Annotated in this window: 34 protein-coding genes; 24 read left to right on the top strand and 10 right to left on the bottom strand. The window is 56.4% G+C overall.

Annotated features, from left to right (window positions below; all coding sequences use genetic code 11):
* Positions 1 to 5: 5 nt before the first annotated feature.
* The 10 genes from traF to GJV78_RS14795 all read right to left on the bottom strand — a co-directional run bounded on the left by traF (position 6) and on the right by GJV78_RS14795 (position 7,193).
* A complete protein-coding gene (traF, locus tag GJV78_RS14840) occupies positions 6 to 821 on the bottom strand; it encodes a type-F conjugative transfer system pilin assembly protein TraF (RefSeq protein WP_232726295.1) in 816 nt (271 codons plus the stop codon).
* Positions 818 to 2,647, bottom strand: coding sequence for a type-F conjugative transfer system mating-pair stabilization protein TraN (traN, locus tag GJV78_RS14835; protein WP_017694231.1), 1,830 nt, complete (start codon positions 2,645 to 2,647; stop codon positions 818 to 820). Before traN ends, traF begins: the two co-directional genes overlap by 4 nt.
* Positions 2,644 to 3,270: a type-F conjugative transfer system pilin assembly protein TrbC gene (gene trbC / locus GJV78_RS14830; protein WP_017694230.1), complete on the bottom strand. Its 627-nt coding sequence runs from the start codon at positions 3,268 to 3,270 to the stop codon at positions 2,644 to 2,646. The genes traN and trbC overlap by 4 nt, the downstream gene beginning before the upstream one ends.
* Before the next feature lie 18 nt (positions 3,271 to 3,288).
* Positions 3,289 to 4,284: a conjugal transfer pilus assembly protein TraU gene (gene traU, locus GJV78_RS14825; RefSeq protein ID WP_017694229.1), complete on the bottom strand. Its 996-nt coding sequence runs from the start codon at positions 4,282 to 4,284 to the stop codon at positions 3,289 to 3,291.
* Positions 4,281 to 4,679 (bottom strand): hypothetical protein, encoded by a 399-nt coding sequence (locus tag GJV78_RS14820; protein WP_017694228.1) that lies wholly within the window; start codon positions 4,677 to 4,679, stop codon positions 4,281 to 4,283. The genes traU and GJV78_RS14820 overlap by 4 nt, the downstream gene beginning before the upstream one ends.
* The gene (gene traW / locus GJV78_RS14815) at positions 4,679 to 5,305 is read right to left on the bottom strand and encodes a type-F conjugative transfer system protein TraW (RefSeq protein WP_017694227.1); all 627 of its coding nucleotides are present in this window, start codon (positions 5,303 to 5,305) and stop codon (positions 4,679 to 4,681) included. The genes GJV78_RS14820 and traW overlap by 1 nt, the downstream gene beginning before the upstream one ends.
* A complete protein-coding gene (locus GJV78_RS14810) occupies positions 5,305 to 5,520 on the bottom strand; it encodes a TraR/DksA C4-type zinc finger protein (RefSeq protein ID WP_017694226.1) in 216 nt (71 codons plus the stop codon). Before GJV78_RS14810 ends, traW begins: the two co-directional genes overlap by 1 nt.
* Complete coding sequence (gene trbI, locus GJV78_RS23950; protein ID WP_072201922.1) at positions 5,513 to 5,995, bottom strand: type-F conjugative transfer system protein TrbI; 483 nt, start codon at positions 5,993 to 5,995, stop codon at positions 5,513 to 5,515. Before trbI ends, GJV78_RS14810 begins: the two co-directional genes overlap by 8 nt.
* Positions 5,977 to 6,186 (bottom strand): traC domain protein, encoded by a 210-nt coding sequence (locus tag GJV78_RS14800; RefSeq protein ID WP_155109074.1) that lies wholly within the window; start codon positions 6,184 to 6,186, stop codon positions 5,977 to 5,979. Before GJV78_RS14800 ends, trbI begins: the two co-directional genes overlap by 19 nt.
* A gap of 467 nt (positions 6,187 to 6,653) precedes the next feature.
* Entirely contained in the window at positions 6,654 to 7,193 is a 540-nt protein-coding gene (locus GJV78_RS14795) for a helix-turn-helix domain-containing protein (protein ID WP_155109073.1), read from the bottom strand.
* Between the two features lie 148 nt (positions 7,194 to 7,341).
* Between GJV78_RS14795 and GJV78_RS14790 the strand changes: the two genes are divergently transcribed.
* From GJV78_RS14790 to GJV78_RS14670, 24 genes are all read left to right on the top strand, one after another.
* Complete coding sequence (locus tag GJV78_RS14790) at positions 7,342 to 7,608, top strand: helix-turn-helix domain-containing protein (RefSeq protein WP_155109072.1); 267 nt, start codon at positions 7,342 to 7,344, stop codon at positions 7,606 to 7,608.
* An 11-nt stretch (positions 7,609 to 7,619) separates the two neighbouring features.
* Positions 7,620 to 9,674, top strand: coding sequence for a Mu transposase C-terminal domain-containing protein (locus GJV78_RS14785; RefSeq protein ID WP_155109071.1), 2,055 nt, complete (start codon positions 7,620 to 7,622; stop codon positions 9,672 to 9,674).
* 11 nt (positions 9,675 to 9,685) lie between these two features.
* Positions 9,686 to 10,573, top strand: coding sequence for an AAA family ATPase (locus GJV78_RS14780; protein WP_230979149.1), 888 nt, complete (start codon positions 9,686 to 9,688; stop codon positions 10,571 to 10,573).
* A 9-nt stretch (positions 10,574 to 10,582) separates the two neighbouring features.
* Positions 10,583 to 10,861, top strand: coding sequence for a hypothetical protein (locus GJV78_RS14775; protein ID WP_155109070.1), 279 nt, complete (start codon positions 10,583 to 10,585; stop codon positions 10,859 to 10,861).
* Between the two features lie 13 nt (positions 10,862 to 10,874).
* The gene (locus tag GJV78_RS14770) at positions 10,875 to 11,078 is read left to right on the top strand and encodes a hypothetical protein (protein WP_155109069.1); all 204 of its coding nucleotides are present in this window, start codon (positions 10,875 to 10,877) and stop codon (positions 11,076 to 11,078) included.
* The gene (locus GJV78_RS14765) at positions 11,068 to 11,283 is read left to right on the top strand and encodes a hypothetical protein (RefSeq protein WP_155109068.1); all 216 of its coding nucleotides are present in this window, start codon (positions 11,068 to 11,070) and stop codon (positions 11,281 to 11,283) included. Before GJV78_RS14770 ends, GJV78_RS14765 begins: the two co-directional genes overlap by 11 nt.
* On the top strand, positions 11,273 to 11,917 hold the full coding sequence (locus GJV78_RS14760; RefSeq protein ID WP_155109067.1) for a DUF3164 family protein: 645 nt from the start codon (positions 11,273 to 11,275) through the stop codon (positions 11,915 to 11,917). Before GJV78_RS14765 ends, GJV78_RS14760 begins: the two co-directional genes overlap by 11 nt.
* A 353-nt stretch (positions 11,918 to 12,270) precedes the next feature.
* Positions 12,271 to 13,074: a DUF2786 domain-containing protein gene (locus tag GJV78_RS14755; protein ID WP_230979148.1), complete on the top strand. Its 804-nt coding sequence runs from the start codon at positions 12,271 to 12,273 to the stop codon at positions 13,072 to 13,074.
* The gene (locus GJV78_RS14750; RefSeq protein ID WP_155109066.1) at positions 13,071 to 13,490 is read left to right on the top strand and encodes an ANR family transcriptional regulator; all 420 of its coding nucleotides are present in this window, start codon (positions 13,071 to 13,073) and stop codon (positions 13,488 to 13,490) included. The genes GJV78_RS14755 and GJV78_RS14750 overlap by 4 nt, the downstream gene beginning before the upstream one ends.
* Positions 13,491 to 13,535: 45 nt before the next feature.
* Positions 13,536 to 13,799, top strand: coding sequence for a hypothetical protein (locus GJV78_RS14745; protein WP_155109065.1), 264 nt, complete (start codon positions 13,536 to 13,538; stop codon positions 13,797 to 13,799).
* On the top strand, positions 13,786 to 14,376 hold the full coding sequence (locus tag GJV78_RS14740) for a hypothetical protein (RefSeq protein WP_155109064.1): 591 nt from the start codon (positions 13,786 to 13,788) through the stop codon (positions 14,374 to 14,376). Before GJV78_RS14745 ends, GJV78_RS14740 begins: the two co-directional genes overlap by 14 nt.
* Positions 14,373 to 14,798: a gp16 family protein gene (locus GJV78_RS14735; protein WP_155109063.1), complete on the top strand. Its 426-nt coding sequence runs from the start codon at positions 14,373 to 14,375 to the stop codon at positions 14,796 to 14,798. The genes GJV78_RS14740 and GJV78_RS14735 overlap by 4 nt, the downstream gene beginning before the upstream one ends.
* A complete protein-coding gene (locus tag GJV78_RS14730; protein ID WP_330998814.1) occupies positions 14,776 to 15,228 on the top strand; it encodes a mor transcription activator family protein in 453 nt (150 codons plus the stop codon). The genes GJV78_RS14735 and GJV78_RS14730 overlap by 23 nt, the downstream gene beginning before the upstream one ends.
* 446 nt (positions 15,229 to 15,674) lie before the next feature.
* Positions 15,675 to 16,016 (top strand): phage holin, lambda family, encoded by a 342-nt coding sequence (locus tag GJV78_RS14725; protein ID WP_155109061.1) that lies wholly within the window; start codon positions 15,675 to 15,677, stop codon positions 16,014 to 16,016.
* Entirely contained in the window at positions 16,000 to 16,446 is a 447-nt protein-coding gene (locus GJV78_RS14720) for a lysozyme (protein WP_155109060.1), read from the top strand. The genes GJV78_RS14725 and GJV78_RS14720 overlap by 17 nt, the downstream gene beginning before the upstream one ends.
* Positions 16,443 to 16,832 carry a hypothetical protein gene (locus GJV78_RS14715; protein ID WP_155109059.1) on the top strand — a complete coding sequence of 130 codons (390 nt, stop codon included), beginning with the start codon at positions 16,443 to 16,445 and terminating at the stop codon, positions 16,830 to 16,832. The genes GJV78_RS14720 and GJV78_RS14715 overlap by 4 nt, the downstream gene beginning before the upstream one ends.
* Before the next feature lie 196 nt (positions 16,833 to 17,028).
* Positions 17,029 to 17,529, top strand: a complete 501-nt coding sequence (locus tag GJV78_RS14705; protein ID WP_155109057.1) for a DUF1804 family protein — start codon at positions 17,029 to 17,031, stop codon at positions 17,527 to 17,529.
* Positions 17,530 to 17,575: 46 nt separating this feature from the next.
* Complete coding sequence (locus GJV78_RS14700; protein WP_155109056.1) at positions 17,576 to 18,313, top strand: DNA-methyltransferase; 738 nt, start codon at positions 17,576 to 17,578, stop codon at positions 18,311 to 18,313.
* Between the two features lies 1 nt (position 18,314).
* Positions 18,315 to 19,955 (top strand): phage terminase large subunit, encoded by a 1,641-nt coding sequence (gene terL / locus GJV78_RS14695; protein WP_167519584.1) that lies wholly within the window; start codon positions 18,315 to 18,317, stop codon positions 19,953 to 19,955.
* Complete coding sequence (locus GJV78_RS14690; protein WP_155109055.1) at positions 19,955 to 21,550, top strand: DUF935 domain-containing protein; 1,596 nt, start codon at positions 19,955 to 19,957, stop codon at positions 21,548 to 21,550. The genes terL and GJV78_RS14690 overlap by 1 nt, the downstream gene beginning before the upstream one ends.
* Positions 21,537 to 22,700 carry a phage head morphogenesis protein gene (locus tag GJV78_RS14685; RefSeq protein WP_155109054.1) on the top strand — a complete coding sequence of 388 codons (1,164 nt, stop codon included), beginning with the start codon at positions 21,537 to 21,539 and terminating at the stop codon, positions 22,698 to 22,700. Before GJV78_RS14690 ends, GJV78_RS14685 begins: the two co-directional genes overlap by 14 nt.
* A complete protein-coding gene (locus GJV78_RS14680) occupies positions 22,700 to 23,251 on the top strand; it encodes a phage virion morphogenesis protein (protein WP_155109053.1) in 552 nt (183 codons plus the stop codon). Before GJV78_RS14685 ends, GJV78_RS14680 begins: the two co-directional genes overlap by 1 nt.
* 208 nt (positions 23,252 to 23,459) lie before the next feature.
* Entirely contained in the window at positions 23,460 to 24,563 is a 1,104-nt protein-coding gene (locus tag GJV78_RS14675; RefSeq protein WP_155109052.1) for a phage protease, read from the top strand.
* Between the two features lie 2 nt (positions 24,564 to 24,565).
* Positions 24,566 to 24,964 (top strand): hypothetical protein, encoded by a 399-nt coding sequence (locus GJV78_RS14670; protein WP_155109051.1) that lies wholly within the window; start codon positions 24,566 to 24,568, stop codon positions 24,962 to 24,964.
* The last annotated feature ends 8 nt before the right edge of the window (positions 24,965 to 24,972 follow it).

The following is a 24,972-nucleotide window of genomic DNA, read 5'->3' as shown; positions in this document are numbered from 1 at the left end:
TTACCTTAGTATTGCGCCTTAAAATCAGTCGCCACATCGAGGAAGCGGCGGGCTAAGTCGTCCTGCGTCATGAAGCCCCAGGCCAGCGGCTGATACTGCTCACTGCCCGGTTCAACCAGCATCAGGGCCGGGAACTGGCTGACGCCCATCTTCGCCGCCTGGCCACTGTCCTGCCGGGTCTGTGGCAGGGCTTCGCTGCGCGCGCCGTCCATGCTTACGGGGATCAACGACAGTCCGTACTGTTGTGAGAACTGGTTCACCGTGGCCGCCATCTGCAGATCCTGCGGATTGTTACCCCGGTAGAACATAAACAGGCCATAGCGCTGACCCAGGTTATGAATGGCATCATTCTGCTGCTGACGGGCCGCCGTCTGCTGCAGGGTTGCGGTGCCGTTATAACGGCTGTGCTCCAGGTTGTAATCGAGGTCCGGATACAGCAGCAGCGCCTTTTTGGCTGACTGCGTAAACTGCCCGGACAGGTTCATCAGATAGGACTGCATGCGCAGGTAGTCCGCTGCTTTCTCCGGGGAAGGGGACAATATGGCGCTGTTGAGCTTTTCTTTTGTCAGCTTCTGCAGAAGTGACATCTGCAGGTTTGGCGGCAGGACGCTAAGCGGGACAGTGTCATCTTCCGGCTCATCCTCCTCTTCTGGCTGAGGTTCGTTGTACCAGTGCCAGCCCACAATGGGCGCATCCACATAGGTCCCGGTGGATGAGAAGGCAGCCGGAGGAAATGCGCTTTGTGACGGTTCAGTACTGACGGTCGCTGCCTGCGCCCCGGTAACAAGCAACAGAAAAGCTATAGAGAGTGTTCGCTTCACTGGCCTCCTCCCGTCACCTTACCGGCAATTTGCTCTTTGACGCGGTCAAGCAGCTCCTGGTCTGCCGGCAGCGTGGCACCGTTCTCCAGGTCATCATAAAAGTCGGCAAAGTTAATATTATCGAAATTCAGGCGCTGCAGTTCTGGCACCGTCAGCCCACGGCAGTCCGGCGAACTTCCGCTGCCAAAGCCAATACCCAGCTGGCCGCGACGCCCCTGGTCCTGAACGATTTTCGCGAGCTTGCTCTCAAACTGGCAGTACCCTTCCTTCTTCTCAAGGCAGACGCCGAGCACCTTATGCGCACAGTACGACCCGACGTAGATACTCAGCTTGCGCTTCTTGGCCTCCGCCAGCGCCTTTTCTTCGGTGTTGCAGCTGGCAAGTCCGACATCGTTACCCCAGCCGCTGTCCTTGCAGCAATTGCTGAAACCTGCCATCGCCTTACGACAGCTGTGGCCCTCACCGGTAAAGGCGGAGACGTTGACACCATTCAGGGCGGCGATATCTTTACCAGCAGCGGCCAGCGCGGCCAGCCCCGAAACGGCTGACTGAAATCCATTTGACTTACCGTCATCCAGCTGGTCGCAGCTGCCATCAGTACAGATCAGTTCACCACCGCACAGCTGCGCGCTGCCGCTCATTTTTTCCTCGCAGGAAAAGACCACCTGCTCACGCAAACAGGTACCATTCAGGCTGTCGAGGCAGGCAGTGGAGCCAACGGTACAGGCGGGGTTCTGCATATAGTCGTTACAGGTACCGTTATCGGCAGACTGAGAGACATACGTGTCGGTATACTGCCAGCAGTCGCTGTGCAGAACATAGTTCTCACCGTTGATGGCAAAAGTGCGATCGCCACCAGGGTCAGTACAGACGCTATTGATCAGCACCTGGTCTGTTTTGTCGAACGGACAGTTTTCTGACCACACCACGTCCGGGACCCATTTTTTGGCGGGTACTCTCATCATCACCGTCAGAGTGAAACGTATTTGCCCCTGCTGAAGCTGTCTGAAAAGGATGTCATCCACCGAGCCAATGCAGGTACCGTTTCCCGAACAGCTTGTTCCCTGCACTACCGTTCCCTCATTCAACTGCATTCCTGCTGCATTCAGCGTAAAATCGCCGCTTCCGCTTGCATTGAAGGTAGTGTTCATGAAGCTGACTTTTGAATTTAACAGGTATGCCTGAGTAGTGATGTTGAGACTGGCAGAGAGGACGACCCCGGTTTCCGGCGGGGAAAACCCAAACACTATCTGTTTTCCACTCCGGGAAAACGTGAAGTGATCGTGACTGATAATGAAACGCTTGTCTTCTGTTGTATCTTCTTCATGACCTCCTCCGGGACCCGCGGTGCGTGTACAGGCCAGTTCAACCGCCGGGGTACGTTCGCAGGTGTAATTGGTGATTTGGGTCTTATCCACGTTCACATCCTTGCACTGCGTATCGGTACCAGACATGATGGTTTCAGCCTTATCCTCAATATCCAGCGAACCGCTGATAAAGGGAGCGTCGGTGGAGATGAGATCCTTCGGGCGATTCTTAATGACCTCCATGATGGTCTTACCGGCTTCTCCGTTATGCATCTCACTGTTGCCGGCGTTTTCCAGGTCGGGATTACTGGTGGCGGTGGTCCCGCCGTAATAACCGGATTCATCCGGTTTCGCGGTGTAGCCGGGGATCGTCGCCGCCGGGTCGGTCCCCTTCATCACATTCATCCCCTGATTCTTCACGCTGCCGGCATACTTTGCCGCCTCGTCATACTGCGGGCTGGCCAGTACGGATACCGCCGTTGCCAGCAACAAAATGCCCGGTATCAGCTGTTTTTTCACGATGCACCCTCCTTCAGCAACTTCTTCGCCGTATCGGCACAATCCCCTTCTGCAGCAATCCGCTCCAGCGCTTCTTTTAACTTCAGGTTGCCAGTGAGGCGGTCATATCCGGCATCACAGGTCACCACCAGGGCCGGAACCGAGGTGATACCGTATTTACTGAACTGACGGGGATCTATCTGCACCCCACCCTGATTGTTCTCCCGCGCCAGACGAAAGACCGATTCCACAGTTTTGCGGAAGTTGTTATCCACGAGACCATTAATCAGCGCCGGAATATGAAAGCGCGTTGCCGCCGGGACCATCTGCTTCAGCCCCTCCTCGGGGATGGAAAATGACAGGAAATACAAAGCGTCCGGACGGGCCTCACTGTCCGGTGCGACGGATGACTGCACCCGGCGCTGCATATCACCTATCCACTGCCGGTCAGCCCCGGAGAGTTTGTCCTGCAAAAGGGCGTTGACGTCCGGCATGGTTGCAGCGTTCTGCGGAAGCTGGCGTATCGCTGCACTCTGCTCCCGCAGGGCACGAAAAAGCTGCTGCTCGTCTGTCAGGCCATCGGCCTGTACGCAGGCAGCCGCCAGCAGCGCACCGACCAGCACGGTAAAAATTTTAAGGTTCATCAGATTGTTTCCGGAAAATCAGAGGAAGACGCAGTTACGCTTGCGCCAGATGAGGTAACCAAAGTTCTGTCGGCTCGCCGGCGTGGCATGTCCGGCCTCCCACGCCATCACGGTACGGCCAAACGGGTGACAGCGCCTCGCATCCGGATACATATTCACCATCTGATAGCGGTAGCGGTCTTTCGGCATAATGGGGGACGGATACTCGTAGCAGACGGCGGTATCGGCACCGACGCTGTTCAGGATCATCCCCTGACGGTGCAACTTGTAGTCCATTCGCTCGGAGAGCAGCACGCTGGCGGCCTGTGGGCTGGCCTGATTGGAGACAAACCCCGTAAACGGGTACATACTGCCGTGCGAACCAGCACACCAGAACAGCGGGTTTAAGGGTTTTGAAACGGCGCTGGCCAGCGCATCAGCAGCACAGGCCCCCTGCGCGATGGGATTGGCGAACAGGAATGCTTCAGGTGCCAGCACCGAGGCCAGCGAGCTGTCATCCCAGGTCGGGTCCAGTTCGGACAGATAGCCGATATCCATATCCCCACCCTGCAGGCAGCCGAGGTCGGTAATAATATTGAGCCACCAGGTCAGAGGGTATTTGTACCAGTGGACGTGGTAGAAGGCACCGGTATTGACCGCCCCCTGGCGTTTCCCGCCACCGCTGCCGAGCTTGCCGGCGCTGATGCTCACACCACCGAGATTGACCATGCAGAATGGCGCGCGGGTTACATCGGTCAGGGCAAACGGCTCCCAGAAACCAATCGCCAGTCCGATACGCTGAAAGACAGGCGGCGGAACCGGGCAGAACTGGATGGGGGACGACGGGTTCTCTGTATCCGGCAGCGAACCGGACGACACCGTCGCATTACCGATGGACATCGGGAACATACATTCCCAGCAGATATCGGTGATCGGATTGACAAATCGCCCCTGGCATTCGGGTTCAGAGGCCTGTGTACCGGTACCGATGGTCAGACCGCAGGCCAGTAGAAAAGCAGAAAGTCTGAATGTCATTTGCCGACCTCCGGGTATTCCGGTTCACTCAGCCAGCGCTGCCGATCGGCATCAGACAGGCGATAACGGTCTGACACCTGCTTCAGTAACATGCGCATTCGTTCATTCAGGCGCTCAAGAATACGCTCAGCGGTCTCCCGTATTTCACGGTCGGGCAACGCCTTCATCCGGGCCGCAAGCTGCTCCACCTCCATCAAATCATACAATACACCGCCGTAAGGCTCCGTCAGTTCACGGACCAGAGACTCAAACCGCTCAGCAACCGCCAGATAGCGCATCACGATCCCATCGGCATCCGCCCGCAGGCGACGGTATTCCCGTCGCTGGAATATCACCACCAACAGCAGCGCGCCGACGGTGAAACACAGCAGGGTAATAACAAGCGGGAACAGCATTATCGGGCCTCCTTTATGGGGGCTGAGGTGATCTTCAGGCGCTTACCGTCCTGACTGACCATTGCAGGAATGTAGTGAATACCCAGTTTCTTTGTCAGTACGCCTTGCTGGTCGAAGTAGATACGCTCTGACAGCGCATCTGCTGCCGTTTTGATGTTGCCGTTGACCAGAATGACCTTGTAGGTTGGCGTGGGCGGGGTTTGCGCCTTCATCCAGGCGACCTGACGCGTATCATCACCGTCGATAAAATAGAGGGTGGTATTCAGCGCCAGCGTATCCAGCGGGTTCAGGGTATCGCCCTGACGCGCAAAGACCTGACCCTGCGCATCGGCCAGCGTCTGGCCAACCACAAAGGTCGGGTCATACCAGGACGTATGTGCCTGCGTGTCTGTAACCAGCCCTTCTACCGGTGTCGGGCGCAGCGTGTGCTCCACCACCCGGTCCTGGAACTGTTGCTGCAGCTCCGCCAGCTGGCCGTTACCCTGCAAACCCTGCAGGCGATCCTGAATCAGCGCCAGAAAGCTCTGCTCCTGCACCGGCCAGACATCTCCCCATGAGCCCAGATCTTTTGCCTGCCCGACCAGTGGACAGACCAGAAGCAACAACGTCAGATATCGTTTATGCATCAGTAGCCCACCTTATTTCGGTGCTCCAGTACGCTCTGGCACGGCGTGCAGGTGTCTGCCCACGGTGCCGCCAGACGCCGGGCTACCGGGATGGCTTCACCACACGACTGGCAGTATTCTCTCCCCGCTGCCTGCAACTGATGGCGGATAGCCAGCACCGCCACGGTATTCGTCAGCTCAACAACGTCCTGGGCCACATCGACTTCGTCACTCATGACTCTCTCCCTCTGCCATCCGGTTCGCCACCTCTGCCTGAACATCTGCAGTGATATCGCGGGTACCACCCACCACCGCCGGTGCCACCAGGATGATGGCGCCGTGATGGCGTTGCCAGTCAGTCAGCGAGGCATTGAGGGCGGTATTAAAACGCGCGGTGGTGGCTTTTACCTCATCATCGCTGAGATGACGCCCGGCCACCTGAGCCATAAAGTTATTCACCGTCCCGGTCATATCGAAGCTCACCGTCTCCGGTCGCTGCCATTGCGCCAGCAACATCGAGATGCCGGCATTCATGACCAGAATAAAAGCGGTGACACAGGCTACCGGTACCAGGCAGCGCCGGCGACGGCGACTAAGACGTTGATGGGATGATGTTGAAGCGACGTTATGACGCGTTCCGTCTGCCGGGGTAACGTCCGCAGAAGGTTGTAATTCAGGGGACTCCGGTTGATTCACGACTGTATCTGCCATTGTTCCAGCACCTCCATTTCCTTAGCGTATTTTTTACGGGCCAGTAACCAGAGCGCTTCATGGACAGTTTTCCCCTCTTTCAGGCACTGTTCACGAAACTCAAAGTCATCGCCGTCGGACGAGAACATCACCCGGCTCAACGGGTCGAGGATCAAGCGGTGATACGAGACCTGTCCGGCCACGCGCAGCATAAAGGCGCTGAAGTGCGCTGTGGGGAGGTGATCAATTCTGGACTATGGGGAAGCGTCGGAAACGTAAGACAATGCCAGCACTGGCGCGGCTTATGTGGAGTGGGGCGATTTTGGACCGATTCTCAAGAAATCAGCAAAAACGCTTTTTTATGCGGTCAATTTTGGACTGTAAAGCAATTCAAATAATCGGTTTTAAACGACTTTTAAACGCTTTCCTTCATGGACGATCTACACTTCTATCTGTTTCTTTCTCTGGGATTGCTAAAGAAAGTGCGCTTTCTTTTGTAATTCTATCAAATAGCCTATGTATCCCCCTGATTTATCGAAATTTCACCGACAAATGACAATTAAAGCAAAAGAAAGTGCTATGTTTGCTTTTCCTCAAAAGGAGCCGATATCGCATAAGGTAAATTTTTTTGCAAATCATGCACTAAAACCCTACCCACGGCGATAATGCAGTAGATAAATCAGCCTGTCTGTTTGTGTGTGGGGTTGTCTAGTTCGTTGTCTCTATCACCCGAAGATGCCCCCTTTTTAACTTCGCTATAAAGCCGCATAACTCGCGCTCTTTCGTTCTCAGGCAACATAGCAAACGCCGCGATTCCTTCAATTCCCTGTAGCGCGTTAAAGATGCCTGATATCCCATGCTGAACGATAGCCATAGCGAGCTGGTGACGCTGTTCTTGCGTCATTACTGCCAAAACGCTTGCGAGACTATCGCTCATTTGCGCGATTTTTTCGTCCTTTTCTGCGACAGTCTCTCCTGTTATTAGCCACACCATAGGCGCATTACATGCCTGGGCTATTGCTTGGATCTTATCGATTCCTGGATAACTGCGCCCCTTCAGATACCCCCTGACTGCAGACTCGGAAAGGCCGCATTTACTGGCAAGCGCTACATTTGTCATCCCTTCCATCGCAATTTTCAAACGCTCCGGGAAACAGTTTATTCCCGGCATGGCAATAAACCGATCGCGGTTTATTGTCGCTTTCGCGGTTTTATCCATATAACACCTTGATATATAAGAAGTAATTATAGATTCGCTCAATTGCGCGAATAAACCACTTGAAATCGGTTTATTGTGCGATTAGATTGTGTAAATACGATAACCGGTTTTGATTATCGTTTTAGATAAACAGAGGAGCATATCAACAATGCAATTGCTGAGACAAGACATGGCCAGCCTGTTCGTCGTTGAAGGCCAGGACTGGTCAAGCAAAGCGATCATTGCTGCCCTTGACCGTCAGGGCGTAAGCCTGAGCGATTTAGAGAACGAACTGGGCGTGGGGAAGAATGCGATTCGTAACGTCTTCTATCGCAAATGTGGGCGTTATGAAGAGGCCATCGCACAAAAAATCGGTATAGACCCGTCGATGATCTGGCCGAGCCGCTATTTTTCTGACAACCGTCTGACGGCGTAGCCGGGGGAACCATGAATATCTGGTTAACTGCTAAAGAATCCGTCGGACTTCCGGGGCTGCCGGGAACAGAACACAACATCCGCAACAGCCTGAACAAGCGCGCAGGAGAGAATGAGCTGTTGCGCCGCCGCCGTTCCGGGACTAAAGCCTTTGAATATCATGTTGACTGTCTGCCTGCCGAGGCTCAGGAAGTCATTCGTCAGCGCCACTATAGCGAGTTGCTTGAACAGAGCGCGACAGCTGAACCCGCCGCCGTTCCGGCAGCGAAAAACACTATCAAGCCGCGTAATAAGCTGGCTCTCATTCGTCAGTGTCCTGCCCTGCTGGAGCGCGAGGTCAGCACCCTGACGGATAAACAGCGCCAAATTTCAGATGCGCGGGCTGTACTGGCTCAGACCGTCGTCACTATGTGCCAGTCTGGCGTATCCCGTGCGGCAGCTGTCCGGCAGATTGTCAGCGCATCCCGCGACGGCTCGTTACCGTTATCGCTGCGTCAGGCCGCTGAAATAGCCAGCGCCCGCAAGGGTCAGCGCTGTGGCATCGGTAAAAGCAGTCTGCAGGAGTGGGTCTCCATCTATATGGCCACTGAGAACAGCGCCGAGCGGCTGAAAATGCTGGCGCCCGGTCACCATAAATCACGGGCACCGGAGCAAATCGGCTGGCTTCCCCGGTTCCTGGCTCACTGGCGCAATCTGAACGGCCCCAGCCTCCAGGCGGCTTATAACTCATTCCGTGACGAGTGGGAGGCAGATTACGCGGACCAGCCCGCTATGCAGGCGGCCTGCCCGTCATACCATGCCGTCCGTCGGGCGATGGAAAAGCTTCCCCGCCGCGAACGCGCACGGGGGCGTGTTTCCGCCTCTGCTGCCCGGGCGCTTGAAACCTACGTTAAGCGCGACTGGTCCATGATGCCGGTTAATGGCTGCTGGGTATCAGATGGTAAATCGCTGAATATGAAGGTGGCGCATCCTATCCACGGGCGCCCCTTTACCCCAGAACTGACCATGGTTATTGATGGCCGTTCACGCGTTGTGGTGGGCTGGAGTCTGGCCTTGTCAGAAAACGTGATCGCCGTTGCTGATGCTTACCGCCATGCCATGAGCCGCTTCGGTAAGCCGCTGTTCACTTACTCAGATAACGGTGGCGGCGAGAAGAACAAAACGCTGGATGCGGATATTACGGGTATTTTCCCGCGTCTGGGGATCCAGCATATGACCGGCATCCCTGGCAATCCGCAGGCTCGCGGCATTATTGAACGTCTGAACGCCGTTATTCCCCGCTCCGTGGCCATCAAATTCGGCACGTATAACGGCTATGGCGCCGACCGCGAGAATGTGCGAATCACCAGCCGTGCCATTAACTCCGCGATTAATGCGCTGGAAAAGAACAAAGAGCTTAACCCGGTGCAGCGTAACGCTCTGGCGAAACTCCCCAGCTGGCAGCAACTGCTGGACGTAATCGAAGAGGAAGTCGAGAAATACAACAACACGCACCGCCATAGCTCCCTTCCCAAAGTTGATGGCAGACATATGACGCCAATGGAAGCGTATCGCGCAGCCCTTAAGGAAGGCGGCGACGAAATCGAATATCTGAGCGTCGTTGAACTGCGCGATATGTTTATGCCGGAACAGGTCCGTAAGGCCCGCCGTGGCTGGCTAGACCTGCAGAATAACAGCTATTTCAGCGAGCAACTGCTGGCCGTCGATGGCGAGGACGTCCGGGTCGCTTATGACATTCACGATGCCACTCGCGTGGTCGTTCGCCGGATGGATGGCTCGTTCGTCTGTGAAGCTATCTGGAACGGTAACACCCGAGCCGCTGTACCTGTTCCTGCCGTACAGACAGCGATGGAGCAGCGCCGCCAGCGCCGCCTGAACCTGAACGACCAGAAGCGCCGCGAAATCGAAGCCGAGGGTCGCCCGGTACTGGAAGCCCCCACACTGCCGGATTTCAATTTTGGCCAGGTCCTACAGGGAGAGCTGCAGCAGGCCGAACAACAAAACTACCACTTCTTAGAGGCTGACCGGGAACACCACCAGAAGACCGGCACCTGGGACCGTAAATAAGGACACGACTCATGATTAACCAACTCAATGAATTAATGGCCCGCCGTAGCTGGTCACAAACGCAGGTAGCCCGCGCTATCGGCAAAAGCCCGGCCGCGATTAACCAGTACCTGCAGGGGAAATATCGCGGTGACGTTGCCGGTCTGGAAAGCGATATCCAGGAATTGCTTAACCGCGAGGCGGAGAGAGAGAAAAGCCAGAAATTAAGCGTCTCTTTCATCCGTACTTATACCGCCAGTAAGTGCCTGGAGGTTATCAAGATGGCCCACCTGGACGGTGAGATTAACGTTATCTATGGCGACGCCGGAATGGGTAAAACTATGGTCATGCGCCAGTATGCCCGCGAAAACCGCTCCGCTGTTCTGATTGAAGCGGATCCGGGTTATACCGCCCGCGTGGTCCTGGAAGAGCTGTGCAGCCGTCTGGGACTGAACCGGCGCGGGAATATGCATGAACTGAGCGATGCCATTATTAACGCCCTGCGCGATTCCGGCCGCGTTCTGCTGGTCGACGAAGCGGAGAACCTGCCGCACCGTGCGCTGGAGGTTATCCGGCGTATCCATGACAAATCCGGTATCGGCGTGGTGCTGGCCGGTATGCCGAGGCTGATTATCAACCTGAAAGGTAAGCGCGGGGAGTTTAAGCAGTTGTATAGCCGCGTGGGCTTCGCGCTGCCGCTGGGTGAAGTGCTGCCGCGTGAGGATATCGACGCCATAGCGACCAGCGTTCTGACTGATGCTCAGGATGAAAACGTCAGCGACGCCCTGTTCAATGCCTCCCGGGGCAATGCCCGCCGTTTGTTTAAGCTGCTGCGCGGCGTACACCGTTACAGCCTGCTGAACAACACCCGGGTGGATGCCGGGGCGGTCCGTCACTTTGCCGAAATGCTGATTAACTGAGGTGCTGCGATGGTTAACGGACGTAATACCAACGAATTACTGCAGGCAATGGCCACCGTCAGCCTGGTGATTAAGGCGCTCAGCGCTCAGGGGATAACCATCAAAGGCGTGACGCTGACGAAATCCCGCCCGGTTATTCGCGTGGAGCGTTGCGGCTGGTGCGATGGCCTGATTGATAACGGCCGCGCTGCTTATCTGGAGTTTGGTTGTGGCGCCACCGGTCGGTATCGCCAGGGCCACTTTTATACCGGCGGCTGTAAGGTCGTCTGGTCTGAGTCTTTACATTAACAAGGTAATTACTATGTCAGTGAAATTAATTGTATCCGTGAACTCTACGGGAGAAGGAAAAGTCGGCTTTACGATCCAGATTGACGACAGTCAACAGACAGCCGTTCTGGAGCACAAGGTGGCCGATAGCATGGCGGCGGCCTGCCTCATGGAACTGCAACGCCTTTCAGCAGATACCGGTGAGGCCGTTATTAAGGAGTGTAAGTATGGCCATTAAATTCGAAGTCATCATTGTGGGCGATGAACATAGCGAAACCATAGGGGCTTCCACCAGTATTTTGTATGCCAAAGACGGCTATACGCAACACGAGAATGACCTTGCTCAGTGGCTTAAAAGTACCGTTGATGGGTTATTTAAGACGAAATTCAATTCCACCCAATATAAAGTTAATACCAGTGAGGAAAACAGCAATGTCCACTAATACCACCACCAAACAATACACCACTGAACAGGCACCGGAAGGCTACTGGACCGACGCTCGCGGCGTTCTGACCCCTGTCAGTCTGATTAAGCCGATCGACCAGGACCGCGACCAGCTGGTCGGCGAACTGGTGGAGCTGGCTTTATCGGTCTCCAGTGCGCTCCGTGACTTTAAAGAACGTGCAATTGCAGACGTTCAGGCGTTCGTTGACCTTTCCGCCGAGAAGTACGGCACAAAGACCGGCGGCGCCAAAGGAAACGTGACGCTGTTCACCTATGACGGCCGTTTCAAGCTCCAGCGCCAGATGGCTGAGAACATCAAATTCGATGAACGCCTGCAGGCGGCCAAGACGCTGATAGACGAGTGTTTATCTGACTGGATGGAAGGCGCCCGCCCCGAGATTCACGCGCTGATTAGCTCGGCATTCGCCACCGACTCAGAGGGCAATATTAAAACGGGCCGCGTTTTGGCCCTGCGTCGGCTCGAAATCGACGATGAACGCTGGCAGAACGCTATGCTGGCTATCGGTGAGGCCGTCCAGGTTGTTGGCACCAAAACGTATATCCGCGTCTATGAGCGCATTGGGGATTCTGACGAGTATCGTCCGATCCCACTGGATATGGCGGGGGTATAAGTGAACGCAGCGGAATTTAACCGGCTGTATCCGGTTGGGACCATACTCAGGCATGAATCGGCATCACAACCGGTACGCGGTGGCCGCCTGGTGCGAACGGTGGGACGGGCTAACGATTTCAAATGCGGTTGTGTGGTTGAAATCAATGTCGAGCCGTATTTCGCTAAAGCACGGGACTTAAAACCGGCTTAACCGGATATTAAATAAATCACTTTTAAATTAATTGGCGTAAACCCGCCGGGGCTGGCTTACGCCAAATTCTGGAGAACTGATTATGAACATATTGCTAGATTCTGAATGTCCCCGCTGTCAGCACGCTGCCACGCTGGAACTATCAGCAGGTGCTGCAGAGCATGACGCACAGCAACTGGACATTATTGTTAAGTGCCATTTTTGTAATGCCACTTTTAATGACTTTATTTCTATTGATGAAATGGTGGCCATCGATGAATAAAGAAAAATACCTCGCCAAAATTAAAAAGCTGCTGAATCTGGCCCGTAAGTCGACCAACACCAACGAGGCCGCCGCTGCGCTGCGTCAGGCTCAGAACCTGATGAAACAACACAACGTCAGTGAGCAGGACGTGGCGTTTATCAATATCAGCGAAGCCAGCAGCAAAGGCGCCCCCAGCAATGCGCAGACACCGCCCCGCTATATGGGCTGGCTGGTTGATGTCATCAATCGCGCCTTTGGCGTTCAGGCCATGCTGGACTGGCGTTACAGCAAGTACGGAGACGCCCGCCGCATCGTGACGTTTTACGGTCCGGACTGTCGCCCCCAGATTGCCGCCTATGCCTTTGACGTTCTGGCCCGGCAGCTGACGGCCGCACGCCGTGAGTTTATCGCGAGTCTGCACCGCAACACCAAACCGGCAACCAGAACGGCCCGAGCGGACCAGTTTTGCGAAGGCTGGGCGGCTGGCGTCTGGGAAGTCGTCGCGCAACTGGCCCCCACGGAGTCAGAAGCCACGCTAATGGCCGCATACCGTAAGCGTCAGATTGACCAGGGGATGCAGACAGCGACCTGCAGGGATGCCCGTAAATGCCGTGGCGGTGAGAGTGCCGGGACTGCCGGATATCTGGCAGGGCGCCGGGCGAAACTGAGCCACGCCGTTAACGGCGCGACTGGCGTTCAGCGTATCGGGAGGGAAGTATGAAACCGAATCCGATTATTTCGGCGCTGATGGAGCATGGCCCGCAGACCCACAAACAACTGGTTGCGCTTACTGGTATGTCGGCCCGTCAGGTCACCATTGCGATACAGCGCGGCCTGCATCGGGGCGTAATTGAACCCGGCAGGATTGGTGCCTTTCGCAGCTACGGTATTGCCGGAGTAAACCGCCGTCAGCGCTCACCAATGGGACTTACCAGCCCTTTCAGGGCCAGCGCGATTGCAGCGGCTCAGTTGGAGCGTACCGACTGTTTCAGTGATGCCGCCAGGGTGTGGCTCAACGCGGCCCGGCAGGCGGTCAAACCACGCAACGAGGAATACTGTCTGAATCGTGCCGAGTTTTGCAGTAACGCCGCTATCAGGGGCTGGAGCAATATCCCCTCATCCTTTAGCGGTCGGTAATGACCAGATTAATCATTTTGGCGAACCAAAATAACCGGAATGGCAATGGACATTAAATTAGTCGGAATGAAGGTTTTCAGGCAACTGGTAGAAAGTGGCGGCGTGGATGAATTTGTTATTCAGCGCTGTAACGGCGTTTATCACATGTTCGCCACTAATCGCCGCCGGGGCGTCTCCTTTCTTCTACAGGAGCGCAGGGGCGATTACAAGTCCTGGACCAGTATCGATCGTGCTGCTGCTTTCCTGTTCAGCCTTAACATCACCCGGTTTCTGGTTCGCAATGAGGATAAAGAAAATGGCAAAAATTGATGCTTCTCAGTGCCTGCGCCATTACACCGCAGAGCGATTTAATCAGCTGTATCCAGTGGGATCCGCCTTCGTCTACTTTTCCACGATGCACGTTTCTGATGGCGTTGAAGTCGTGACGCTCTCCGAAGCATGGGAACTGGGACTCGGTGATGCCGTGGTCCGCGTCTCCGGGGTTTCTGGCGGTGTGGCTATCTCCCATCTTGCACCGGACCCGCAGCGGGCCACCAGTCTGGAAAATATCACCTACCTGGAGTCAATTCGTCGGGCGTGGCCGGAGCATAGTCTCGTCCATCAACTGGTTGCCCGCCTTATTTACGCCATTAATCTCGTAGAGAATCTGAAGACAACACACCTGCGCGAACTTAATGCATATGAAACGACAGTCCAAAATCTGAATGCCCGAATTGAGGCGCTGGCGGCGAAGAATACAGAAGCAGAGGCGCAGGGCGTTGAAAAATTCGCTCATGAGACTATCGCTATCGGGCGGGAAGAGAACGACGACGATATTGTCTATGCAGGGAAACAGGCGCTCCTGTTTGCCAGGAAATTGCGCAGCGGTGAAGGTGGTCAACTATGACACCTAACGCCAAAAAGCTTATCGGCGCTATCAAGGCTGGCCAGACGTTCCTCGGCTGGGATGATGCCCTGTATCGCCAGACGCTGGAGCGCCTGACCGGCAAGACCAGCGCCACCCGTTGCAGTCTGGACGAACTCCAGACCGTTAAGGAGTACATGCATTCGGCGGGGTTTCCCCGCCAGTCACGCAAACACGGCCGACGCCCGTCAGTGGCCCGTAGCCGCCGGGCGCTACTGAGTAAGGTCGAGGCGCTGCTGGCTGATTCTGATCGTCCGTGGTCTTACGCTGAGAGCATGGCGAAACGCATGTTCAGCCGGGAGCGTGTGGACTGGCTGACGACCGACGAACTGACGCGGCTGATGCAGGCTCTGGCCATTGATGCAAAGCGGAGGGCTGAACGTGAAAATAACCGTAAACCATGACGAGCTGGCGCAGATTGAGCGCCTGCTTCCGGAGTCCGCCAAAATGCTGATCCATGTGCTCGGCTACAGCGCCACCTCCCGCCTGATTAACCGGTTTGGTGGGGTCACGCTGGCGGCAAAGAGCGGCGCCGCCCGGGAACGTTCCGGCGGTGTCCATGCGCTGCTGCGTGAGGTACTGACCGAAGACGAAAGTCGAAAGCTGATCGGCTATCTGGGTGCCGACCAGTTCTACATTCCCCGCTGTGATTCAGCGCTCCGGGAGCTGCGCAACGCGCGCTTTATAGCGGCTATCGCCGCCCGGCAGGACGAAGGAATGTCGATTCGTCAGGCTATGGCTCTGCTGTGCCCTGAGTACGGAATCAGCGACCGGCAGGGATGGAAGTTAATCAGAAGCAGCTCGGAGGCTGGGGAGCAGCCCGGGCTGTTTTAATAAATCGATCGCCAACAACGATCAATTATCTTGTATTGATCTATCAAACCAATTATCCGCACGGTTTGTGGGTTGTTACCATTCGCAGACAGGGCTGAATATTCGGGGGCAATATGTTTGATATTAAAATTATATTTAATGTTATCGCTGTGATTATATGTTTATGGCTTGTTAGGCATTTGACGGTTTTTCTTTTCGAGATTTTTTTCTGCAAATATGATGATGAGGAAAAAGACTAGCGGTCAGGCTTTCTAATCCTCAAACGCCCTCACTGGAGGGCGTTTTTATTTCCCACTTCCGTTTATAAACCGTCCGTAATATCCTGTTATCGCCGCCCTGGCATGAAGCGCTGAACCCCCTCAGCTGCTGATTTTCCTCCCCTCAATTCACAATATCCCCACTGTTTAACGTGGCTTGTGCCACCCATTCCATCCCGCGAGCATCGTATGAATCATGGGTTCTGGGAGAGTTCATTGAAATGGATTGCTGAAAATGCACCCGCGATCTGGTCGGGGTTGGCAGCTATAGGAGTGTCGTCGCTGATGAACATCAAAGACGGTAAACCCAAAAAATACACCGTAACCAGCTCCCTCGTATGCGGGATTATTGCCATGAGTCTGTCCGGGATGATGACTTATTTCGGTTTGCCCGGAGATGCATCTTCACTGGTGGGTGGGGTTGTTGGCTTTCTGGGGGCTGACAAGCTGCGTGACATAGCAAACGCCATTGTTAACCGCCGCATTAACGGCACTGATACGCAGGAAGGGAAAAATGATAACCAGCAATAACGGCCGACGCCTCATTCAGCAGCATGAAGGGCTGGAGTTAACGGCCTATCCGGATCCGGCAACGGGAGCCGCCCCCTGGACCATCGGGTATGGTCACACTAAAGGCGTGACGCCGGGGCAGCAGATTACCCGGGAACAGGCTGAGCAGTTTCTTATTGAGGATCTGGCCATTGTGGCCAATACCATTACTGCTAACGTCAAAGTGGCCCTGAACCAGAATCAGTTCGATGCCCTCAGCTCATTTATTTTCAACGTCGGAAGCGGCAATTTCACCGACTCCACGCTGCTGAAAAAACTCAATATCGGGGACTATGACGGCGCGGCCGATGAGTTTCTTCGCTGGGATAAGGCAGCCGGTAAGGTCATGCCGGGTCTGACGAAACGCCGCACCGCTGAACGCCAGTTATTCCTGGAGCCGTGTCCGTCATGATTAAGCCCCTGCTGATAGTGGCCGCCCTGGTTGCGGGATATTTCGCCCTCGACAGCTATATGACTACCCGGAACCAGGTGAAAACACTCACGGATGATAACGCCGAACTGACCCGGCAACTGGCTGTCAGTCGCACACAGCACAACACCGAGCAGGCTATCAGCCAGCAGGGGGTAACGTACAGCCAGCAGGAAGCGGACAGGCAGGAGAAAACGCGAATTGAAATACATCAACAAATTATTCGGGAGCCGTGCGCCGGTCAGCCTGTTCCTGATAGCAGCGCTCAGCGCCTGTGGCAGCTCACAACCGAAACCCGCGCCGCCGCCGTATCAGGCAATGCCCTCCAGTCTGACGGCGTCACGTCTGCCGCCGCTGCCGGGGAATAATCCCGGGCGGCTCAGTTGGGGCGAGTCGCTGGAGTGGAATGTCGGCCTGCTGGAGACGATACGGCTGGATAACTGCGATAAGGCGCTGATCCGGCAGATTGAACAGCTCAGGACCAGCGGGGAGACTGGCCGAACGCTTCCCCCGCCTCCTGAGTGCAGCCTGTTAACGAAGGACGCTCAGAAGGAGCACTGATTGATGGCCTGGCCAAAGGAAATGCGGGACAAAATCCGCAGCGGTTATATCTTCGACCAGCTCACGCTGGAGATGGTCGCGCTGAAGTGCGGCGTCCCGTATGACACCGCCCGCAGGTGGAAGATGCAGGCGGCAAAAACCGGTGACGACTGGGACAAACTGCGTGTCGCCCATACGCTGGCGGGTGACGGGCTGGAGACGGTGGCCAGAACGGTCCTGATTAGTCTGGTCGTCAAATGTCAGGCAACGATGGACCAGTTGAACAACAACCCGGATGTACCAGCTCAGCAATCCGTCGAGCTGCTGGCAAGCCTCGCGGACAGCCTGAGTAAAGCCGTATCGAGCAGTAAAAAAATCCTGCCGGAGACCGACCGTCTGGCCACGGCGCTGGAGGTCGTCCAGAAGCTGGGGGCGTTTATCAGCGAGCATAAACCGGCGTTGTATGTCGAGTTCGTCGACGTGCTGGAGTCGTTCGCCAGCGTTCTGGAAGATGAGTTTCGTTAATCACACTAACGGCCCGGACTCCCGGGCCATTTCATTTGGGGGAAGGATGCAAAAAGAGGTCATTGGTAATGCCACGCTGTATTGCGGCGATGTTCTGGACGTGCTGCCCCGGCTTGATGGTCCCTACGATGCCCTTATTACCGATCCGCCCTACAGCAGCGGCGGGCTGCATAAGGGGCAGCGGGCCGTTCCGCCCTCTGCAAAATATGTCGAATCACCCCGTTATGCCGAATTCAGCGGCGATAACCGCGACCAGCGCAGCTGGGCGTTCTGGTGTACTCAGTGGCTGACCACCGCCTCCCGTCTGGTCTCCCCGGGCGGTTACTTTATGATTTTCTCGGACTGGCGGCAGTTGCCGACCCTGACTGATGTTCTCCAGGCCGCTGGCGTACTCTGGCGTGGTCTGGTCGTCTGGGATAAGACCCTGTCATCACGCGCACCACATACCGGCTATTTTCGCCACCAGGCGGAATATGTGGTGTGGGGCAGCCAGGGCAGGCTGGAGAAATGCCCGCATGGTGGCCCGTTCCCGGGCGTAATCACTGAACGCGTTAACCCGGCGGAAAAGCTCCATATGACCGCAAAACCGGTCCGGCTGATGCAGGAACTGGTGGAGCCGCTGGCCGCTGATGCCAGCGTTCTGGATCCGTTTATGGGGAGCGGAACGACCGCGCTCCCGGTCCTGGCCCGGGGCGGTCGCTTTACCGGCATTGAACTGACTAACGAATATTTTGATATTGCCTGCGACCGCATCGAGAAGGCGCAGGCCATGGCTGGGGTGTAACGTGGCAAAGCGGAAATTATCCCTTAAAGCGTTCCAGCAGAGCCTGCAGGAATATATTTCTAACCTCCGCCAGACCATCGAGGCCGAGTGTCTGGGGTTCGCTGTTGACCCGCAGGCCACGAAAGAACGCCGCGCCGCCGTGGCTGACCCGGTCACGGGTTATGATTTTTTTGTTGAGACTTATTTCCCCCATTACGTCCGAAATCCGGCCAAAAGTGAGCTGCATAAATATTTATTCCGACGGCTGCCGGAAGTCATCGCCAGTAAGACCGGCGAGAATGACGCCATCGCTGCACCCCGTGGTGAGGCTAAATCGACGCTGGTCAGTCAGTTGTTTAATTTGTGGGTCATCATTCTGGGCCTGAAGCATTACCCGGTCATCATTATGGACAGTATCGACCAGGCCTATCCGATGCTGGAGGCCATCAAGGCAGAACTGGAGTTTAACCCCCGTTTAAAGAACGATTTCCCGGCAGTATGCGGCCAGGGGCGTGTCTGGCGAATGGGGACCATCGTCACCGCCAATAACATCAAAATCACCGTTGCCGGTAGTGGTAAGAAGCTGCGCGGCTTGCGTCATGGCCCCTATCGCCCGGACCTCATTATTCTGGATGATATCGAGAACGACGAGATGGTCCGCAACCCGGAGCAGCGCGACAAGCTGCACGACTGGCTGACCAAAACCGTCATGCCACTGGGCGAGGCTGGCGGTAAGACCGATATTGTCTATATCGGGACTATTCTCCATTACGACTCTGTCCTCTCCCGAACGCTGGATAATCCGATGTGGAAAACGGCCCGATTCAGGGCCGTGATCCAGTGGCCCGCACACATGAAACTATGGGACGAGTGGGAAGAGCTGATCCGTAACAAGCAACTGGAGGCCGCGGAGGCGTTTTATCAGCAGAATGAAGCCGATATGCTGACCGGTGCCGTCGTATCGTGGGCGGCGCGGCCGCTGCTGGCCCTGATGAAAATCCGTGTCCGTGACGGCCACGACACCTTTGATTCTGAATATCAGAACGACCCGGTCAGCGGTGAGGATGCCCTGTTTGCAGGCTGTATTAACTTCTGGGTTAACCGGCTGAATGAGTGGGTTTTCTATGGCGCCGTCGACCCCAGCCTCGGCAAGAAGAACAAGAAGCGCGATCCGTCGGCCATTCTGGTCGGTGGCTTTAACCGCTTTACCGGGATTCTGGATGTGGTGGAAGCCGATATCCGGCGCCGTCTGCCGAATAAAATCATTGAGGACGTCATCAAATACCAGCGTGAATGGCATTGCCTGTGCTGGTCGTTTGAGTCTGTCCAGTTCCAGGAGTTTTTACGCACCGTGTTAGTTGAACGTTCCGCCGCTCTCGGCATTCCTGTCCCGGCGTTGCCGGTCATTCCGCTGGATGATAAGGCGCTGCGCATTGAATCACTGCAGCCGCATATGGCCAACGGCCTGATCCGGATCAGTCCGGCCCACCAGACGCTGATTGACCAACTCCGCCACTATCCGAAAGCGGACCACGACGACGGGCCGGATTGCCTGCATATGCTCTGGACGCTGGCGGTCTCCCGCAGCGCTAAATTTCAGGTCCACACCCCGAAAAGCCAGGGGCGTGACACTCGCGGACGTTTTGGAACAGGGGGCTGGTAATGGCTCAGATTGTTGATATGTACGGGCGACCGCTGAAAAGCGAAACGCTCAAAACCACGCAGAGCGTTAAGTTAAGCGAGCGCCTGCGCATCTATCCCGATCACCCGTCACGCGGTCTGAATATCCGCCGCCTGCCGCGTATCCTGGAGGCCGCCGAACAGGGAAACCTGTCGGCGCAGGCGTGCCTGTTCGGCGATATGGAAGAGCGCGATGGTCACCTGTTCGCGGAAATGGAAAAGCGCCGTAATGCGCTGCTTACGCTGGACTGGTCCATAGAGCCACCGGCTAACGCCTCCCGCGACGAGCTGAACCTGACCGCCGCCGTGGCCGACTGGATGACCGGCATCCCCAATATGGAGGATGTGATCCTCAACGGTATGAGTGCGGTGGGCTATGGTTTCAGCTGTCAGGAAATCGTCTGGGAGCTGGTCGACAAGACCTGGCTACCGGCGTCGCTGACCAAAAAGCCGCACCACTGGTTTATTACCACGCCGGAGCACGGGGACGAAATCCGCCTCGACGATGGCAGCTATGAAGACGGAAAAAGCGGGTCCGAGCTGTGGCCGTTCGGCTGGCTGGTCCATCGTAATAACGCCCGCTCCGGGTTTATCGGTTCGTCGGGGCTGTACCGCGTTCTGGTCTGGCCCTATCTGTTTAAAAACTTTGCCCTGCGTGACCTGGCGGAGTTCCTGGAGATATACGGTCTGCCGGCCCGTATCGCCTATTATGCGCAGGGAACCAGCGACGAGGACCGGGATCAGATACTGGAGGCGCTGGTCACCCTGGGGCATGAAGCGGTGGCCGCTATTCCCCAGGGGAACGAAATCAAATTCGAAAACGCCGCGTCAGGTGGCGCCGACACGTTTATGGCCATGATTGACTGGGCGGAGCGCACCACCTCAAAGGCGATTTTAGGCAGTACGCTGACCAGCCAGGCCGACGGTAAAACATCGACTAACGCGCTGGGGAACGTCCATAACGAGGTGCGCCACGATATTCTGACGGCCGATGCCCGGCAACTGGAAGGGATGTTTAATAACCTGGCCCACATGCTGGCTACCCTGAACGGCTACGATGAAATCCATCCGCGCCGGTTGCCCCGTTTCGTGTTTGATACCCAGGAAGAGATTGATATCAGCAACTGGGCGACCGGGCTGGCCACGCTGGTGAATCAGGTCCGCCTGTCGGATATTCCGGTTTCGTGGGTCAGGAAGAAGACTGGCATCCCGACACCGAAGGACGGCGAGCCGGTGCTGGAGGTTCCGCCGGTGGCCACGCTGACCGCGCCAGTCAGCCTGAGACAGCGCTATGAATCCCTGAATCTGGCAGCGCTCAACACCCGCACAACCGACGATGACGATCCGGCTCAGGAGGCTATCGATCGCGCAGAACTGCCCGCCGGTGCCATCAATCAGGGGATGCAGGAGCTGCTGGCGCCACTGGTGCAGGCGCTGCAGCAGGGACAAAGCGCCGATGAGGCGATGAACATCCTGGCGGAAGCCTGGCCCACGCTGCCGGACGACACGCTGCGGCAGCTGCTGACCCAGGCGTTTTTTGTCTCGGATATCTGGGGGCGTCTGAATGCCGACAGCTGACGACGTTGATCTGGGTTATGCCTACACGCTGGCCCCGGAAGAAGCAATTAATTACTTCGAGTCAAAGGGGTACGCCATCGGCTTCAACTGGTTCGACGTCCGCGATGTGGCCCACGCCCGCTCGTTTACCGTAGCGGGGGTCATGAAGCTTGACGTGCTGCAGGATATCCGGGGCGCCCTCCAGTCTGCGCTGGAGAATGGCGACACCTGGCAGGAGTTCGTTAAGGGGTTGCTGCCTCTACTGGAGGCTAAAGGCTGGATGGGTAAAGGGCTGGTCGCTGATCCGGAGACCGGGGAACTACAGGGCAAACAACTGACGCCACGCCGCTTACAGACCATCTTTGATACCAATATTCAGTCCAGCTATAACGTCGGGCGCTATCAGCAACAGATGGCCAACGTTGCCGACCGGCCCTATTTTGAACGCGTGGCGGTGATGGACTCCCACACCCGGCCCAGACATGCTGCCCTGAACAGGTTTACGGCGCCAGCAGACGACCCGGTCTGGGAATATTTGTATCCCCCGGACGGGTACGGCTGCCGCTGTCGTATTCGTGCCCGCTCTCAGGCGGACGTGGAGAAATACGGGCTTACCGTTCAGAGCAGTGAGGGCCGTCTGGTCGAAGTAGAACAGGAATACGGCCAGCCCGGACAGACCATCAAAACGATGGGCCTCAGAATGCCGGATGGCTCTGTCTATACCGCTGATGCGGGCTTTGGTTATAACCCGGGGCGTGTTGCCTGGCAGCCGGAGCTGGATAAGTATCATTATGCGTCCGCCCGCCAGTACGTCACCGGCTCCCTGACCGGGCCGGACTTTGCCCGGGCATTGCGGAATACTGCGCAACTGGACGCCCGCCAGCGTTATCCGCTGGCCGTTCTGTCACCCGACCAGATGGGCCATACTGGCGCAGACCGTCAGACCGTCAGTCTGTCGGCTCCGGTCATGCAGCAGCTGGCGCAGCGTGACACACCGCCGCTGATGTCCGATTACGTTCTGATCCAGCAGACTATAGAGAATGCGCAGACGATGACGCAGAGCGGGAATGCGTGGCGCTATTCGATGCAGTACGGCAAACGCTGGTCGGTGGCCACTGTTCAGGGTGGCGAGCTGACAGGCTGGGCGCTACAGGACACTCCGGGGGCGTAATGGCAGCGGATAAACTGGATATTAAAATCGACTTAACGGCGTATAACACCACGCTCGACAAACTGATCCGCTCCACCACCCAACGCCATGACCTGATGACCGCGCTGGCCGGGACAATGCTCGATGTCGTAGAGGAAAACTTTCAGCAGGAAGGCCGCCCCAAATGGATGGGCTGGAGTCCGGCCTATGCAAAGCGGCGCGGCCCGGGGCAGATCCTCCAGAAATCCGGTCGACTGGCGGCGAGCATTAGGGCCGCTGTAACGAATGACGACGCCACTGTCGGGACCAATGTCAGATACGCCCGGATCCACAACGAGGGCGGCGAAATCAGGCATCCGGCCCGGACGACTAACCTGTATTTTAAACAGTACAAAAGCGGCGGTGTCAGCCGCCAGTTCGTCAGAAAGCGCAACAGCAATTTTGTACAGAGCGCGACCGTCGGCGCCTATACGGTGAATATGCCCGCCCGACCGTTCCTCCAGTTAATCGACAGCGATATCAGGGACCTGGAAGAAACCGCGATCCTCTACTTTGAACGCGTTATTGACTAGTCGATGACAAACGCGCTGTAATCCCCTGTGCGCGTTTTATCTTCCTGAGAGGCGCCGTTCTGTTACCTCCCCCCTGAAAACCCGTTACAGGCGTTTTTAAAAGGGGTTTAACAGGGGTTACTTTCCTGCTTTTCCCCTTACTTCCTTATTGCTACCGCTGAACCCCCTCAGCTTCTCCCGTTTTTGTGTCCCTGCCATCATGCCGCGTATGAAAACACGTATCGCGGCGTTAGCCATAGAAATCGCGAAAGCGAACCATAACGAAATCCAGCTTTTCCCCGCCGGGGAATTCAGCGCTGTGGATGGTCGGCCGGACGACGTCGATGGCGGTCGCTGGGTCATGACGGCGGAGCTGGCGGCCAGTCTGGTCTCTGCGGTGGACGCACGGGCCACGCCGCTGGTGATTGATTACGAGCACCAGACCCTTTACGCCGCTAAAAACGGCCAGCCTGCACCCGCTGCGGGCTGGTTCAGCCAGGTGGAATGGCGCGACGGGTCCGGGCTATGGGCCGTCGGTGTTGAATGGACCGACAAAGCCGCCGCCATGATTGCCGCCGGTGAATATAAGTACATTTCCCCGGTATTCCTCTACAACAAGCGCGGCGAAGTCACGCAGCTGCTGCACGCCGCGCTCACTAATACCCCCGCGCTGGATGGTATGGACGCGGTCATGCTGGCCGCAGCCAGCCGTCTGGCTAACCTGTCAACCCAAACGGAGACCACCACTGTGGATGAAGAATATTTAGCGGAACTACTGCGCAGCCTGCGCTGGATGCTAAACCTGCCCGAAACATCAACCCCAGAGGACATTAAGGCCGAACTGCAGAAAGTGGTGGATTACATTACCCAGAATCAGCAGAAATCCGGCACGGCGGCCGCCTCCAGCTTGCTGGACATCCTGACCGCCCGTGACGAGCAGGTCGCCAGCCTGTCCGCTCAGGCATACGACCCGGCCAAACATATTCCGGTCGCGGCATTTACTGAGCTGCAGGCCCGTTATGCGGCCCTGTCTCAGACCTCAGCCACTCAGGAAGTCGACACGCTGATTCAGGCGGCGCTCTCTGACGGCCGTCTGCTGCCTGCTCAGGAGTCGTGGGCGAAGGATTACGGCCAGAAGGATATGGCCGGGTTCAAAGACTGGCTGGATAAGGCGCCGAAACTGGCTGCACTGACTCAGACCCAGACCAAAACATTCATCCCGCCGAAACCGGAAGACAAGGTCAACACCGCCAGTATGTCGGCGGAACAGCTGGCCATCTGTTCCGCGTTTGGTCACGACCCGGCGGAAATTGCCAGACAACTGGAGGATTAAAAATGGATCGCGCTATCTGGCGTAAAGACGGCCTGCTGATTCCCCTGAAAGTGGCGGGCGGCGTGAACATCTACGGGGGCAACATGGTCGCCATCAATAGCGACGGGTTTGCCGTTCCTGCCGATAAAGGCACTGATACCGACTCTCTGGCGGTCATCGGGCTGGCCGATGAGTGTGTCGATAACACCGACGGCGCGGACGGCGACGCTCTGGTTCTGGTTCAGCGCGGCGCTGGCTTCTGTCTGGCGAACAGCTCAGCCAAACCAGTCGAGCAGGTCGCAGTTGGCAAGCGCTGTCAGGTGGAAGACAGCGTAACAGTCTGTGTGGATGGCACCGTAAACCGTACTGCCGGAACTGTTCTGGAAGTATCCCCGGACGGCGTCTGGGTTTTCATCTCTTAAGGAGTAAC

The organism is Intestinirhabdus alba (genome assembly GCF_009711095.1).
Lineage (GTDB): Bacteria > Pseudomonadota > Gammaproteobacteria > Enterobacterales > Enterobacteriaceae > Intestinirhabdus > Intestinirhabdus alba.
This window is presented reverse-complemented; position numbering and strand designations above follow the sequence as displayed.